We start from the raw sequence: 14,495 nt of genomic DNA, 5'->3' as shown, positions 1-14,495 counted from the left end.
CGATTTGACGGCAGTAAGGGATCCGAGACACATAGCTTACTGACCAACCCGGGTTTCCGGCGTGAGACTTGCGGAGTCACCACCCGCGCTCCGGCCCGCCCGGGGGGCGTCCGGGGCGTCCGGCGGCCACGCGGCGCAGCCGCTCCTCGACACAGCCCCGGCCCGCCGTGATGCGCATCTCGTCACACCACACACCATGGCATTACCGGCACTTCGGTCACCGTCGTTGACACCCTCACGCGTGCGGTGGTGGGCTCGGCGCGTACCAGGGCCAGACCTAGGCGCACCACCAGTCCGTATCGAGGAGAAGCCCGTGCAGCTGCGCGGAACCCGAGGGCGAAGGTCGAGGGCGGCCGGTGCCACGGCCATGGCCGCCGCCGTCATCGGCGGACTGCTGGGAGGCGCGCCGGGCGCGGCCGCCGCACCCAGGGATCCCGGTGCCCCCGGCACCTCGACGGCGGACCGGGAGCGCGACGGCGGCGTGCCGCCCGTCTGGCCACGTCCGCAGTCGCTGCGCGCCCAGGGATCCGGGGTGAGCGTGGGCCGGGAGGTCACGCTCATAGCCGACGCCGACTCCGACCCGTACGCGCTGGACGCGCTGCGCGCCCTGCTGCACGATGCCGGGGCGCGCATCGTCAACGAGGCCACCGAGCCCACCCCCAAGGGCATGCCCCTGGCGGACGGGCTGGTGGTGCGCGTCGGCGGGCGGGGCGCGCAGAGCGCGCTGCGCGCCCTGGGCGCACCCGAAGACGGCGACCTGCCCTCCGGCGGCTACCGCCTGGCGGCCGGCCGGGCGGCCGGGGTGCCGACGGTCGCGCTGTCCGGCAATGGCCCGGACGGGCTCTTCCACGCGATCCAGACGCTGCGCCAGCTCCTGGTCCGGCCCGCGAACGGCGGGGGCACCGGGGGCACCTTCCCCGGGGTGACCGTGCGCGACTGGCCCGCGGCCACCGTGCGCGGCACCACCGAGGGCTTCTACGGCGAGCCCTGGTCCCACCGGGACCGGCTCGCCCAGCTCGACTTCATGGGCCGTACGAAGCAGAACCGCTATCTCTACGCGCCCGGCGACGACCCCTACCGCCAGGCCCGCTGGCGCGACCCGTACCCCGCCGAGCGGCGCGAGCAGTTCCGGGAGCTGGCCGACCGCGCCCGCCGCAACCACGTCACCCTGGGCTGGGCGGTCTCCCCCGGCCAGGAGCTGTGCTTCTCCTCCGCCGACGACCTCAGGGCGCTCAACCGCAAGGTGGACGCCATGTGGGCGCTCGGCGTGCGCGCCTTCCAACTCCAGTTCCAGGACGTCAGCTACAGCGAGTGGCACTGCGACAGCGACGCCGAGACCTTCGGCTCGGGCCCCGAAGCCGCGGCGAAGGCCCAGGCCGAGGTCGCCAACGCGGTCGCGAGCCACCTGGCCGCGCGCCATCCGGACGCCGCCCCGCTCTCCCTGATGCCGACCGAGTACTACCAGGACGGCGACACCGACTTCCGGCGCGAGCTGGCCGGCCGGCTCGACCACGGCGTGCAGGTCGCCTGGACCGGCGTCGGCGTGGTGCCCAAGACCATCACCGGGAGCGAACTGGCCGGCGCCCGCGCCGCGTTCGGCCACGCGCTGGTCACCATGGACAACTACCCGGTCAACGACTACGCCCAGGACCGCGTCTTCCTCGGCCCCTACACCGGGCGCGACCCGGCCCTCGCCACCCAGTCGGCCGGGCTGCTCGCCAACGCCATGGAGCAGCCGACCGCCTCCCGTATCGCGCTGTTCACCGCGGCCGACTTCGCCTGGAACCCGCGCGGATACCGCCCCCAGGAGTCCTGGCGGGCGGCCGTCGACGACCTGGCCGGGCCCGACGCACGCACCCGCGCGGCCCTGCGCGCCCTCGCCGGGAACGACGCGTCCTCGGTCCTCGGCGGCGAGGAGTCCGCGTATCTGCGCCCGCTGATCGAGGAGTTCTGGACGGCGCTGTCCGGGGGCGACGACAAGCGTCTGGACCGGGCGGCGGACCGGCTGCGCTCGGCTTTCGCGACGATGCGGGACGCCCCCGTCCGGCTCGCCGCGACCCTGGGCGGCGAACTGGGCCCCTGGCTCGACCAGCTGGGGCGCTACGGCGACGCCGGGGTACGGGCCGTGGACATGCTCACCGCCCAGGCGCGCGGCGACGGGGCGGCGGGCTGGCGGGCCCGGACCGAGGTGCAGGGGCTGCGCGAGAAGATCGCGCGGAGCCGGGTGACGGTGGGCAAGGGCGTCCTGAACCCCTTCCTGAAGGAGGCCGTCGCCCGCGCCGACGCCTGGGCGGGCCTGGACGGCGCGGACCTGAGCTCGCTGCGCACCTCCGCGGCGCAGCGCGCCGCCGCCGACGGCGACGCGGCGACCTCACTGGACCCGGACGGGCCGGTCACCGTGCGCTTCGACCGCGCCCGCCCGCTCAGCGCCGTCTCCGCCCTCACCGGCCACGCCGCCGACTCGCCGGGCACCGCCTGGGCCCATGTCCCCGGGGAGGGCTGGCGGCGGCTCGGCGCGGTCTCCGGCAGCGGCTGGACGCAGCTCGCGGGCCGTGGCGTAACGGCCGACGCGGTGCGGCTGACCTGGGCGGAGGGCACCACTCCGCCCGCCGTGCACGAGATCACCCCCTGGTTCGCCGACACCCCGGCCGCCGATCTGCGGCTGTCCCAGGACGTGGTCGACGCGGAGACCGGCGGCCGCGCCGTCGTCGAGGCCCGCGTCACCGCCCGCCGCCCCGAGGACATCCACGGCAAGCTCACCGTCCGCGCGCCGCGCGGCGTCCGCGTCACGGCCGACAAGACGGTGACCGCCCCGCGCGGGGGCACGGCGACCGCCCGGATCCAGGTTTCGATCCCGGAGTCCACCAAGACGGGGACTTTCACCGTGCCGGTGCGCTTCGGCTCGCAGGAGAGCGAGCTGACCGTACGGGTCTTCCCGCCCACCGGCGGCCCGGACCTGGCCCGCGCGGACGGCGCCGAGGCCACGTCCTCCGCCGACGAGACCCCCGACTTCCCGGCCTCCGCCGCGATCGACGGCGACCCCGCCACCCGCTGGTCCTCCCCCGCCGAGGACGGCGCCTGGCTCCAGCTGGAGCTGGCCCGCCCGGCCCGCGTCGGCCGGCTCGAGCTGCACTGGCAGGACGCCTACGCCTCGCGCTACCGCGTCCAGGTCTCGGCCGACGGCCGCGCCTGGCGCACGGCGGCGACCGTCTCCGACGGCCGGGGCGGACACGAGACCGTACGGATGGACGCCCCCGGCACCCGCTTCATCCGCATCCAGGGCGCCGAGCGCGCCACTCGCTTCGGCTACTCCCTGTGGTCGGTCGCCGCATACGCGGTGACAGCCGACTAGCGGGGTGTCCGGCGGATCTTGACGCCAGCGGCGGCCACGCGGCGGACCGCACATCGGGCACTGCCCCGCCCCGCCCCTTCCCGAAACCGGGGCTCCGCCACGGATACGGGGTCCAGGGGCCAAGCCCTTGGTTCGGGAAGGGGCGGGGCGGGGAACGATCCGCTGGACGCCGACCAGCCCCCACACCGCCCCGCGGAGCGAACCCGCGTGCGGCCCCCGCTCCGCCGCGGGCCCCGTCCGCGAACGCTCCGCAGACACGACGATGGCCCGGTCTCAGGCAGATTTGCCGTCGATCCGGGCCATGGCGTCGTCCGCGCCGTACGGCTGCAGGTATGGCAGCCAGCGCGGGTCCCTATGCCCTGTGCCGATGATCCGCCAGGCCAGGCCCGACGGCGGCGCGGGCTGATGCCGCAGCCGCCAGCCGATCTCCGCGACATGGCGGTCGGCCTTGACATGGTTGCAGCGACGACACGCGGCGACCACGTTCTCCCAGGTGTGCTGGCCGCCGCGACTGCGCGGAATGACGTGGTCGACGCTGGTCGCCACGCCGCCGCAGTACGCACATCGCCCGCCGTCACGGGCGAACAGGGCGCGGCGGGTGAGCGGAACGGGGCCCCGGTAGGGCACCCGGACGAAACGCTTGAGGCGGACCACGCTGGGTGCGGGTATGACACGGGTCGCGCTGTGCATCAGGGCGCCTGAGTCCTCAAGGCTGACGGCCTTGTCGTTGAGGACGAGTACGAGCGCGCGGCGGAGCGGTACGACGCCGAGCGGCTCGTACGACGCGTTGAGGACCAGGACATGCGGCACGGGTGCCTCCTTGTACGCCGGCGGCGCGTGGCTCGCGCCGGGACGATCTCCCCCAGTTTCCCCTGAACCCCGGCCGGAACGCCACCATCACCGGGTTAACGGTTGAGAGGCATTTCCGCGTACCGCGCGGATACCGCCGGAAGAGCGGAATCCGGGGGCCTTCCGAGCCCGTGGAAGCCCATGGGAGTGGCGAGAATCACGGGCCGCCGAAGGGCCGAGGCGGAAACCGCTGGGCTGACGCCCTCACCCCGCTCTTGTACGCCCCCTCGGCGCCCTCACGCGCTCTCGAACACAGGAACGGCACATTCCCTTGCCCGGCTAGTGTGTGAGGGGTTGCGCGTGCGGTCCTCCGTGCGGGCATGTCGCACATGAAGGGTTTCGCTGTGTTCTGGTCCGCTGCTACGGCCGCAGACGCCACGCCTCCTCCCACGACGCTGAAGGACGCGCAGCAGAGCGCCACCAACGCCGCGGGCTGGGTGGAGGAGAACTGGTCCACCTGGCTCAGCATCGGGCTGCGCATCGCCTTGATCCTGGTGATCGCGTTCGTGCTCCGGTCCGTCGTGCGGCGTGCGATCACCAAGCTGATCGAACGCATGAACCGCACCGCCCAGGCCGTGGACGGCACCGCGCTGGCCGGTCTGCTGGTCAACGCCGAGCGGCGGCGTCAGCGATCGGCGGCGATCGGCTCGGTGCTGCGCTCCGTCGCCTCGTTCCTGATCATGGGCACGGCGGCGCTGATGATCCTGGCGACGCTCCAGATCAACCTGGCGCCGCTGCTGGCCAGCGCCGGGGTCGCGGGTGTGGCCATCGGTTTCGGCGCCCGCAACCTGGTCACCGACTTTCTGTCCGGCGTGTTCATGATCCTGGAGGACCAGTACGGGGTCGGCGACTCGATCGACGCGGGGGTGGCCTCCGGCGAGGTGATCGAGGTCGGGCTGCGCGTCACCAAGCTGCGCGGTGACAACGGCGAGATCTGGTACGTGCGCAACGGCGAGGTCAAGCGGATCGGCAACCTCAGCCAGGGCTGGGCCACGGCCGGCGTGGACGTCCAGATCCGTGCGGACGAGGACCTGGACGAGGTGCGCGCGCTGATCACGCAGGTCGGCGTGGACATGGCGAAGGAAGAGCCCTGGAACGAGCGGCTGTGGGAGCCGATCGAGGTGCTCGGGCTGGACGCGGTCTACCTGGACTCCATGGTCGTGAGGGTGTCCGCACGGACGATGCCGGGCAAGGCAGTCGGCGTCGAGCGCGAGCTGCGGTGGAGGATCAAGAAGGCGCTGGACGAGGCGGGCATCCTCATCGTCGGCCGCCCCGTGGACCCGGATCTCCAGCCCGAGGAGGACGCCAACTCGGCGGGGGCGACCGCCGCGGCGCCGTCGGCCCTGTCCAACCCGGACTCCGCCCAGTCCATGGCCACGACCCCGATCCCGCCGCCCGCCGCGCCGCCGGCCGCCCCGCCCGTCCAGAAGTAGCCGCGCCGCAGCCGGGACCGCCGCAGCCGGGACACGGCCGTACGCACAGCCTCGGTGGTCGCGCGGCTGTGCGTACGGGGTCTTACGTTGCGCGGCGTCTCACGCCGTGACGGTCAGCGTGTTGCTCCAGACCAGACGGCCGTTCTCATAGCGCTCGTCGTGGGCACTGAAGTGGACGTGCTCGCCCGGATACGCCCCGTAGAGGTAGATGATCGGGTTGGGGCAGACGAGCAGGGGCGGCAGCGTGGCCTTGGGGTCCACCGGGACGGAGATGTTCCCGGACGGATCGGACGTGGTCTGGAGCAGCGTGGGGCTGGTGCGGAGGTCGGTGAGGACGACGGTGCCGCAGGTCGGCACCGCGCCCGAGACGGCGGTCCTGACCCACACCCGGTGGCTGGGCAGGAAGCCGCTGCCGGTCAGGGTCTTGGACTGGATGTCGTAGCTGATCAGCGTGGGCCCGGCGGCCACCCGCTCGGCGGCCGCGGGCGCCACCGCGGCCTGGGCGGCCGGGACGAGAAGGGCGGTGGAGACCGCCAGGGCCGTGCCCACCGCGAGCGCGGCGCGGGCGGCGAGTGTCTTCAGAGCGCGCATGATGGTCCCTCCCGGTCAGCTGTCGGCGACCCGGTAGAAGAAGTCCCTGAACTCGGTGTTGACGTAGGGGCTCTGTAGCCAGCCGCTGGGCTGGTGAATGCTCGTCACACCGTTGACGTAGCCGAGCGAGGTGTCGGGATCGATGCTCATCAGCCAGCGGCCGCCCCGGGAGAGCCCGCCGCCCGACGGGGCGCAGGGCAGCTCGATGCCCCCGAAGGAGGCGGGGCGGGTGTAGCCGCCGCACCCGGAGGGGATCTGCCCGTTGACGGAGTATCCGTTGGCGCTCACGAACACTTCCTTGGGCTGATTCCAGGCGAAGCCGTCGCCGCCGACCCTGTCGACGAGCCGTTGGCCGGACTCGTTGGGGTGGGTGGTCGCCAGCCCGAAGTCGTAGTTCATGTTGCCGTTGTCGATCCACGCGTTGAACGTGTATCCCCAGTCGCCGACGAACTTGCCGTAGGGCGCGCTCCCCCTGAAATAGCCGGGAATGAACACCCAGTTGCTCATCCAGGTGTGCGCGGCCCTGCTGAACACACAGCTGCCGGAGGTGACCACCAGCCGGCGCGAGCCGCTGTTCAGCGGGTTGCCGTCGCATGCCTTGTCCATGCCGTCGAACGGGTCGACGTAGAAGATCCGCCCGACGCGGGTCGGGATCTCGGCGGCCGCGGCGGGCGGGCCCGAACTGCTCGCCGCGGCCGGGGGGACGGAGCCGGGCTCGCCGGTGGGGTCCGCGACCTGCCGCCGGACGCGCTCCATCGCGCCTCGGGGCAGGCCGCCGCCCTCGTATTCGGCGTGCCGCATGCGCTCCGGCGTCCAGTACGCCCGGACCGCGTCGGCCGCGGCCGCCCGGTCGGTGGCCCGGGCACCTCCGGAGTCCGTCAGCGCCGCCGACGCCGTGCCCGCGCCGCCCGAGACGGCCCTCGCGCCACCGGCGCCACCCGGGCCGCCCGACGCGGCCGTCGCTCCACCGGCGCCGGCGGCGACCGCGAGCAGCACGGCGATCAGCACCGTGAGCGGCCCTCGTGAGGTCTTTTTCATCGACTCCCCGTTCTCTCGACTGGCCGCGACCGTGGCAGGCGCCGCTGGACCTCCGGTGGAGGATCCCTCAGCCCACCCCACTGACCCGGCCGCACCCATTGACGCCTCGCGGCGCCGCCCCTTACCTTGCTGTTCATCAATAGGAAAGTTTCTTAACAGAGAAGCTCGAGCGATACGGGGGCACCCACCATGGCGGCATCAGGCACTCCGGGGACGCCGCGCGTGCTGCGCGCCATGAACGACCGGGCCGCGCTCGAACTGCTGGTCGCGCACGGACCGCTGACCAGGACCCGGCTCGGCGAGCTGACCGGGCTCTCCAAGCCCACCGCCTCCCAGCTGCTGACCCGTCTGGAGGCCGCCGGACTGGTGAGGACGACCGGGAACGTCACCGGACGGCCGGGGCCCAACGCCCAGCTGTACGAGATCAACCCGGCCGCCGCCCATGTCGCGGCGCTCGCCGTCGACCAGGAGGGCATCACCGCCGCCGTCGCCGACATCACCGGCCGGATCCTCGGCGAGCACCGGGTGAACGCCGAGGCGACCTCCGAGTCGGTGCGCAACCGCACCGGCGAGCTGGTCGCCGAGGCGGTGGACGGCGCGCTGGCCGCCGCCGGGCTGACCCGGGACGAGCTGCGGCAGACCGTCATCGGCACCCCCGGCGCGCTCGACCCGCACACCGGGGTGCTGCGCTACGCGCCGCATCTGCCGGGCTGGCAGTCCCGCACCATGCGCGACGAGCTGGCCGAGGTGCTGGGCACGCCCCTGGTGATCGAGAACGACGTCAACCTCGCGGCCGTCGCGGAGCAGCACCACGGCACCGCGCAGGACTTCGACGACTTCGCGCTGGTCTGGGCCGACGACGGCGTCGGCGCGGCCATCGTGCTCGGCGGCACACTGCTGCGCGGGGCCACCGGCGGTGCCGGGGAGATCGGCTATATGCCGCTGCCCGGCGCTCCGCTCGCGCGCGGCGGGGACGACAGCGCCGCCCGGCCGGACGCGGGCGGGGGCTTCCAGAAGCTGGTCGGCTCCCCCGCCGTGGTCGAACTGGCCCGGGAGCACGGCATCGAGGCACCCACCGCCGCCAAGGCGCTCGCCACCGCGCTGCGCACGCCCGGCGCCGGCGACGCCGTCCTCACCGAGCTGGCCCGCCGCCTGGCCACCGGGCTCGCCTCGGTCGTGGCGGTGGTCGACCCGGAGCTGGTGGTGCTCTCCGGGCAGGTCGCCCAGGCCGGCGGGGAGCGGCTGCGCGAACTGGTCGAGGCCGAGATGACCGGGCTCGCGCTGCCCCGGCCGCAGCTGCGGATCAGCGCCATCGAGGGGGACCCGATCCTCATCGGCGCGCTCCAGAGGGCGCTCGCCGATGCCCGCCACACCGTCTTCGACACCGCCTGACCCCTTCCCCTGTCCCCTATCGCCTGTCTCCTATACACCGCCCGGCCCTTTCCGGTTCCCGCCGTACCCAACCCCCCGCCCGGCGCCCCGCACCGCCGCTTCCCCTGCCGTTTCCCCCGTGCACAAGGAAGTCCGCCCATGCCACGACGACCATTGGCCCACCTCGCGTCGGCGCTCGGCGCCGCCGCCCTGCTCCTCGCGGGCTGCGCCAACCCGAGCACCGGCAGCGCAGACGACGACCCGACCAAACCGGTCACGCTCAAGTTCTGGCACGGCTGGTCGGAGAAGAACGAAGTCAACGCGATCAACGCCAGCATCGCCCGCTTCGAGAAGCTCCACCCCAATATCAAGGTGAAGTCCGTCGGCAATGTCACCGACGAGACCATCAATCAGGCGCTGCGCGCGGGCGGCGGCGACGCCCCCGACGTCGTCACCTCCTTCACCACCAACAATGTGGGCCAGTACTGCTCGTCCGGAATGTGGGCCGATCTCGACCCGTTCATGAAGAAAACCGGTCTCGACAAGAAGAAGGTCTTCCCCAAGACGCTTCTGGACTACACCAGTTATGAGGGCAAGCAGTGTGCGCTGCCGCTGCTCGCCGACGCCTACGGCATGTACTACAACAAGGACGCTTTCAAGGAAGCGGGTATCGCGCGGCCCCCGCGCACCATGTCGGAGCTCAAGCGGGATGCCGCCAAGCTGACCAAGCGCACCAAGGGCGGCGGCCTGGAGCGCGTAGGCTTCATGCCCAACTTCCGGCTCTACCAGAACAGCCCGGACCGGCTCTTCGCCCAGTGGGGCCCGACGTACTTCGACAAGAGCGGAAAGGCACGGCTGGAGAAGGAGGGAAAGATCAAGGAATTCTATGCCACCGTGCGGGACCTGATCGGGGAACAGGGCGGATACGGGGCTCTGGAGACGTTCCGTGCCTCCTTCGGCGATGAGTTCTCCTCCCAGAACGCCTTTCTGACCGGCAAGCTGGCCATGCACCTGGACGGTGAATGGCGCGGCCTCTTCCTCAAGGACACCAAATTCACGTGGGGCACCGCCCCGCTGCCCGTGCCCGACGACCAGGCAGACACCTACGGCCGGGGATATCTCACCGGCACCGTCACGGGCATCGCGCACAGCAGCAGACACCAGAACGCCGCCTGGGAACTGGTGCGCTTCCTGACCGCCGACACCGATCAGGTGGTCACCTTCGCCAACGCCATTCACAATGTGCCGTCCACCAGGGCGGCGCTCACCTCGCCGAAGCTGGACCCCGATCCGACCTTCCGCGCCTTCCTCGACATCGCGCAGAACAAGTACAGCAACGCCCTTCCGCCCTCGGTCAACGGCGGACAGTACGTGACCTCGCTCCAGGACTTCTCGTACAACGTGGAGGCGGGAAAGGTCCATGACCTGGACAAGGGCCTCAGGGAACTTGACGACCAGATAGACGCCGACATTCTCCAGGCTCAGGACTGAGGAGGGCGACCATGGCCACGATGACGACAGACGCCCCCGCCCTGCGCCGCAAGCATCTGCGCCGGCGGCTGAGCACCCTCGGTTTTCTCTCCCCCTGGCTGGTCGGTTTCACCGTCTTTTTCGGCTATCCGCTGATCGCCACCGTCTACTTCTCCTTCATGCACTACAACCAGATCAAGGCGCCGACCTTCGTGGGCCTGCGCAACTGGCGGTATGTGCTGGAACAGATGCCGCTGTTCGGCCCGGCGCTGTGGAACACGCTGTGGCTGGTCGTGGTGATGGTCGCGCTGCGCGTCGTCTTCGGCCTGGGCATCGGACTGCTGATCACAAAGATAAAGTCGGGGGTCGGTTTCTTCCGCACCGCCTTCTATCTCCCCTATCTCGCCCCGCCGGTCGCGGCGACCGTGGCGTTCGTCTTTCTCCTCAACCCCGCCAGCGGTCCGGTGAACGGAATTCTCGGCAAGGTCGGGATCGACGCGCCGAACTGGTTCAACGACCCGGCCTGGGCCAAGCCCTCCCTGGTGCTGCTGTCCCTGTGGGGCATCGGCGACCTGATGGTCATCTTCATGGCCGCGCTGCTGGATGTGCCCAAGGAGCAGTACGAGGCGGCCGAGCTGGACGGCGCCGGGGCGTTCACCAAGTTCCGTTATGTCACCTGGCCGTCGATCACACCCATTGTGATGTTCGCGGTGGTGACGGGTGTGGTGCAGACCATGCAGCACTACACCCAGGCCCTGGTCGCCGGAAAGCTGGCCTCGGGCGTCAGCATCGGCCCTGGCACGGTCATCCAGCCCGGCTATCCCGACCACTCCACACTCACCGTGCCACAGCTCGTCTATTCGCTGGGCTTCCAGAACTTCAACACCGGCGCCGCCTGTGTGCTCTCGCTCGTGCTCTTCGCGATCGCGATGGCCGTCACCACCCTGCTGATGCGCCGGCGTGCCGGCCTGCTGTCGGCGGACGACTGAGAAGGCTTGAGAGGACCAACCGATATGACCACCACCACCCTCTCGGCACCGTCCGCACCGGTACGGCCCGCCGCCCGCCCCTCCTCCGCCCCGGCCGCCCGCCGCAAGGCCGTACTGCACTGGATCGCCGTGCACGCGGTCGCCGTCGCCGCCGCGCTCTTCTTCGTGCTGCCGTTCGTCTTCGTCTTCCTGACCTCGGTGATGAGCGACAGCCAGGCGATGAGCGGCGATCTGTGGCCCGACGCATGGCACTGGTCCAATTACACCGAGGTCTTCAACACCCCGGGCTTTCTGGACTGGTGGCGCAACTCTCTGATCTACGCGGGGCTCGGCACGGCCTTCACGCTCCTCTCGTCGGTGCCGGTCGCCTATGCGCTCGCCAGATTCCGCTTCCGCGGCCGCCGCACCGCCATGATCCTGGTCATCTCCACGATGATGCTGCCGCCGCAGGTCGTGGTGGTCCCGATGTATCTGGTGTGGGCACAGCAGTTCCATCTGTCGGGATCGCTGTGGCCGTTGATCATCCCGATGGCGTTCGGCGACGCGTACTCCATCTTTCTGCTCCGGCAGTTCCTGCTGACGATCCCCAAGGAATATCTGGAATCCGCGAAGGTCGACGGCTGCGGGGAGCTGCGGACCCTGCTGCGGATCATCGTGCCCATGGCCAAGCCGGGCATCGCGGCCGTCGCGCTCTTCCAGTTCTTCTACTGCTGGAACGACTACTTCGGCCCGCAGATCTACGCCGCGCAGAATCCGGGCGCCTGGACGCTCTCGTACGGCCTGGAGAGCTTCAAGAGCGCGCACAGCGTCAACTGGAATCTGACGATGGCCGCGACGCTGCTGGTCATGGCCCCCGTCATCATCGTCTTCTTCTTCGCTCAGAAAGCCTTCGTCGAAGGCGTCACACTGACAGGAGTCAAGGGTTGAAGCTCGCAGTGGTGGGTGGCGGATCCACCTACACCCCCGAACTCGTCGACGGATTCGCCCGCTTGCGGGATGTGCTGCCGATGGAGGAGCTGGTCCTGGTCGACCCGGCCGCCGACCGGCTGGAGCTGGTCGGCGGGCTGGCGCGGCGGATCTTCGCCAGGCAGGGCCACCCCGGCCGGATCTCCTGGACCGACGACCTGGACGCGGGCGTGGACGGCGCGGACGCGGTGCTGCTCCAGCTGCGCGTCGGCGGGCAGGCCGCCCGGAACCAGGACGAGACCTGGCCGCTGGAGTGCGGCTGTGTCGGGCAGGAGACCACCGGCGCGGGCGGGCTCGCCAAGGCGCTGCGCACGGTCCCGGTGGTGCTGGACATCGCCGAGCGGGTGCGCCGCCGCAACCCCGACGCGTGGATCGTGGACTTCACCAACCCCGTCGGCATCGTGACCCGTGCGCTGCTGACGGCGGGGCACCGGGCCGTCGGGCTGTGCAATGTCGCGATCGGCTTCCAGCGGAAGTTCGCGAAGCTGCTGGGCGTGGCCCCGGACGAGGTGTCGCTGGACCACGTCGGCCTCAACCACCTCACCTGGGAGCGCGCCGTGCGGCTCGGCGGCCCGGACGGCGAGGACGTGCTGCCCAAGCTGCTCGCCGAGCACGGCGACGCGATCTCCGACGACCTGCGGATGCCGCGCGCGCTGCTCGACCGCCTCGGCGTCGTGCCGTCCTACTATCTGCGCTACTTCTACCAGCACGACGCGGTGGTTCGGGAGCTCAGGACCAAGCCGTCGCGGGCCGCCGAGGTCGCGGCGATCGAGCGCCGGCTGCTGGAGATGTACGCCGACCCGGCGCTCGACGAGAAGCCCGAGCTGCTGGGCAAGCGCGGCGGCGCCTTCTACTCGGAGGCGGCGGTCGATCTGACCTCGTCGCTGCTGCGGGACACTGGCGAGGTGCGCATCGTCAACACGTTCAACCAAGGCACCCTGCCCTTCCTCCCGGACGACGCGGTGATCGAGGTCCCCGCGGCCGTGGACGGGCGCGGCGCGATCCCGCTGCCCGTGCGTCCCCTGGAGCCCCTTTACGCGGGGCTGGTCGCCCATGTCACCGCGTACGAGGACCTGGCGCTGGAGGCGGCGCTGAAGGGCGGCCGCGAGCGGGTCTTCGACGCCCTGCTGGCCCACCCCCTGATCGGCCAGATCGAGTACGCGGAGAAACTGACCGACACCCTCATCGCACACAACCGGGAGCATCTGGCGTGGGCCTGACGCAGTCCCAGGGTCTGACCGCCCAACCGCCGCGCGCCACCGTCCTGGCGGTCGACGCGGGCAACAGCAAGACCGACGTGGCGCTGATCGGCCCGGACGGGGCGGTCCTCGGCACCGCGCGCGGCGGCGGCTTCGCGCCGCCCGTCGTCGGCGCCGAGGCCGCCGTCGCCTCGCTCGCCCCGCTGGTGGCGCGGGCGGCGCGGGCCGCGGGGTTCGACGGGCCGCCGCGGGCCGAGCATGTCTCGGCCTGCCTGGCCAATGTGGACCTCCCGGCTGAGGAGGAACAGGTCACTCCGCTGCTGGCGGCCCACGGCTGGGGGGCCACCGTCACGGTCGCCAACGACACCTTCGCGCTGCTGCGGGCCGGGGTCGCGGACAACGGAGAGCCGACCGGCGTCGCCGTCGTCTGCGGCGCGGGCATCAACTGCGCGGGCCTGGGCCACGACGGCCGGACCGCGCGGTTCCCCGCCATCGGCCGGATCTCCGGCGACTGGGGCGGCGGCGGCGATCTGTCGAAGGAGGCGATGTGGTGGGCCGCGCGCGCGGAGGACGGCCGCGGCGAGCCGACCGCCCTGGCCCGCGCCCTGCCCGAGCACTTCGGCCTGGCCAGCATGTACGAGCTGATCGAGGCGCTGCACCTGGGGCGGATCGCCCCGGCCCGGCGCCACGAACTGGCGCCGGTGCTCTTCGCGGTGGCCGACTCCGGCGACGAGATCGCCCGCGCCCTGGTCGCCCGGCAGGCCGAGGAGGTGGTCACCATGGCCACGGTCGCCCTGACCCGGCTGGAACTGCTCGGTGAGCAGACGCCCGTGGTCCTCGGCGGCGGTGTGCTCGCGGCCCGCCACCCGCTCCTGGACGACCGGGTGCGCGAGTTGCTCGCCGAACGCGCGCCCAAGGCCGAACCGAGGGTGGTCACCGCGCCGCCGGTGCTCGGGGCCGCACTGCTGGGCCTGGACCGCACGGGCGCTCCGGCGGCCGCGTACACCGCGCTGCGGGCACACTACGCCCGGCGCTGAGGGCGCCGACGTTCCAGGTCGCGGGGGGTCATTGGGAACCGAAACGCGCTGAGAAGCGTATGAGAAGTTGGGAGAAGGAGGACGACGCGGACACCCCGGGACCGACGACCCCGAGGCGAAGATCGCGATCGGGCCAAGATCCGGGCACGACAGGTGTGCTCGCCTGCGGCTGCGTCCATACTGCTGCCCGGATACCTGTC

The 14,495-nt window shown here is 71.7% G+C and carries 11 protein-coding genes; 8 read left to right on the top strand and 3 right to left on the bottom strand.

Annotated elements, in window-relative coordinates:
* Positions 1 to 367: 367 nt before the first annotated feature.
* Entirely contained in the window at positions 368 to 3,352 is a 2,985-nt protein-coding gene (locus tag ABTY62_RS07370) for a beta-N-acetylglucosaminidase domain-containing protein (protein ID WP_352128434.1), read from the top strand.
* A 273-nt stretch (positions 3,353 to 3,625) separates the two neighbouring features.
* Here the strand turns inward: ABTY62_RS07370 and ABTY62_RS07365 are convergent, their stop codons facing one another.
* Positions 3,626 to 4,162: an HNH endonuclease gene (locus ABTY62_RS07365; protein WP_352128433.1), complete on the bottom strand. Its 537-nt coding sequence runs from the start codon at positions 4,160 to 4,162 to the stop codon at positions 3,626 to 3,628.
* Between the two features lie 368 nt (positions 4,163 to 4,530).
* Here ABTY62_RS07365 and ABTY62_RS07360 point away from each other — a divergent pair, with 368 nt between their 5' ends.
* Entirely contained in the window at positions 4,531 to 5,634 is a 1,104-nt protein-coding gene (locus ABTY62_RS07360) for a mechanosensitive ion channel family protein (RefSeq protein WP_352128432.1), read from the top strand.
* Between the two features lie 99 nt (positions 5,635 to 5,733).
* Here ABTY62_RS07360 and ABTY62_RS07355 read toward each other — a convergent pair whose 3' ends face one another.
* Complete coding sequence (locus ABTY62_RS07355; RefSeq protein ID WP_352128431.1) at positions 5,734 to 6,225, bottom strand: hypothetical protein; 492 nt, start codon at positions 6,223 to 6,225, stop codon at positions 5,734 to 5,736.
* Between the two features lie 15 nt (positions 6,226 to 6,240).
* Positions 6,241 to 7,263 (bottom strand): trypsin-like serine peptidase, encoded by a 1,023-nt coding sequence (locus tag ABTY62_RS07350; RefSeq protein ID WP_352128430.1) that lies wholly within the window; start codon positions 7,261 to 7,263, stop codon positions 6,241 to 6,243.
* Between the two features lie 189 nt (positions 7,264 to 7,452).
* Between ABTY62_RS07350 and ABTY62_RS07345 the strand changes: the two genes are divergently transcribed.
* From ABTY62_RS07345 to ABTY62_RS07320, 6 genes are all read left to right on the top strand, one after another.
* Positions 7,453 to 8,655: an ROK family transcriptional regulator gene (locus ABTY62_RS07345; RefSeq protein WP_352128429.1), complete on the top strand. Its 1,203-nt coding sequence runs from the start codon at positions 7,453 to 7,455 to the stop codon at positions 8,653 to 8,655.
* Positions 8,656 to 8,793: 138 nt separating this feature from the next.
* A complete protein-coding gene (locus ABTY62_RS07340) occupies positions 8,794 to 10,125 on the top strand; it encodes an ABC transporter substrate-binding protein (protein WP_352128428.1) in 1,332 nt (443 codons plus the stop codon).
* Positions 10,126 to 10,136: 11 nt separating this feature from the next.
* Entirely contained in the window at positions 10,137 to 11,093 is a 957-nt protein-coding gene (locus ABTY62_RS07335; protein WP_352128427.1) for a carbohydrate ABC transporter permease, read from the top strand.
* Positions 11,094 to 11,117: 24 nt separating this feature from the next.
* Positions 11,118 to 12,020, top strand: a complete 903-nt coding sequence (locus ABTY62_RS07330) for a carbohydrate ABC transporter permease (protein WP_311722402.1) — start codon at positions 11,118 to 11,120, stop codon at positions 12,018 to 12,020.
* On the top strand, positions 12,017 to 13,279 hold the full coding sequence (locus ABTY62_RS07325; RefSeq protein ID WP_352128426.1) for a 6-phospho-beta-glucosidase: 1,263 nt from the start codon (positions 12,017 to 12,019) through the stop codon (positions 13,277 to 13,279). Before ABTY62_RS07330 ends, ABTY62_RS07325 begins: the two co-directional genes overlap by 4 nt.
* Positions 13,270 to 14,295 (top strand): N-acetylglucosamine kinase, encoded by a 1,026-nt coding sequence (locus ABTY62_RS07320; RefSeq protein WP_352128425.1) that lies wholly within the window; start codon positions 13,270 to 13,272, stop codon positions 14,293 to 14,295. The genes ABTY62_RS07325 and ABTY62_RS07320 overlap by 10 nt, the downstream gene beginning before the upstream one ends.
* Positions 14,296 to 14,495 lie beyond the last annotated feature (200 nt).

Origin of the sequence: Streptomyces sp. NPDC097640, assembly GCF_040302705.1 — a bacterium.
In the GTDB taxonomy this organism is placed as follows: domain Bacteria; phylum Actinomycetota; class Actinomycetes; order Streptomycetales; family Streptomycetaceae; genus Streptomyces.
Note: the sequence above shows the minus strand (reverse complement) of the source record. Positions and strands in the feature narration are given on the sequence as shown.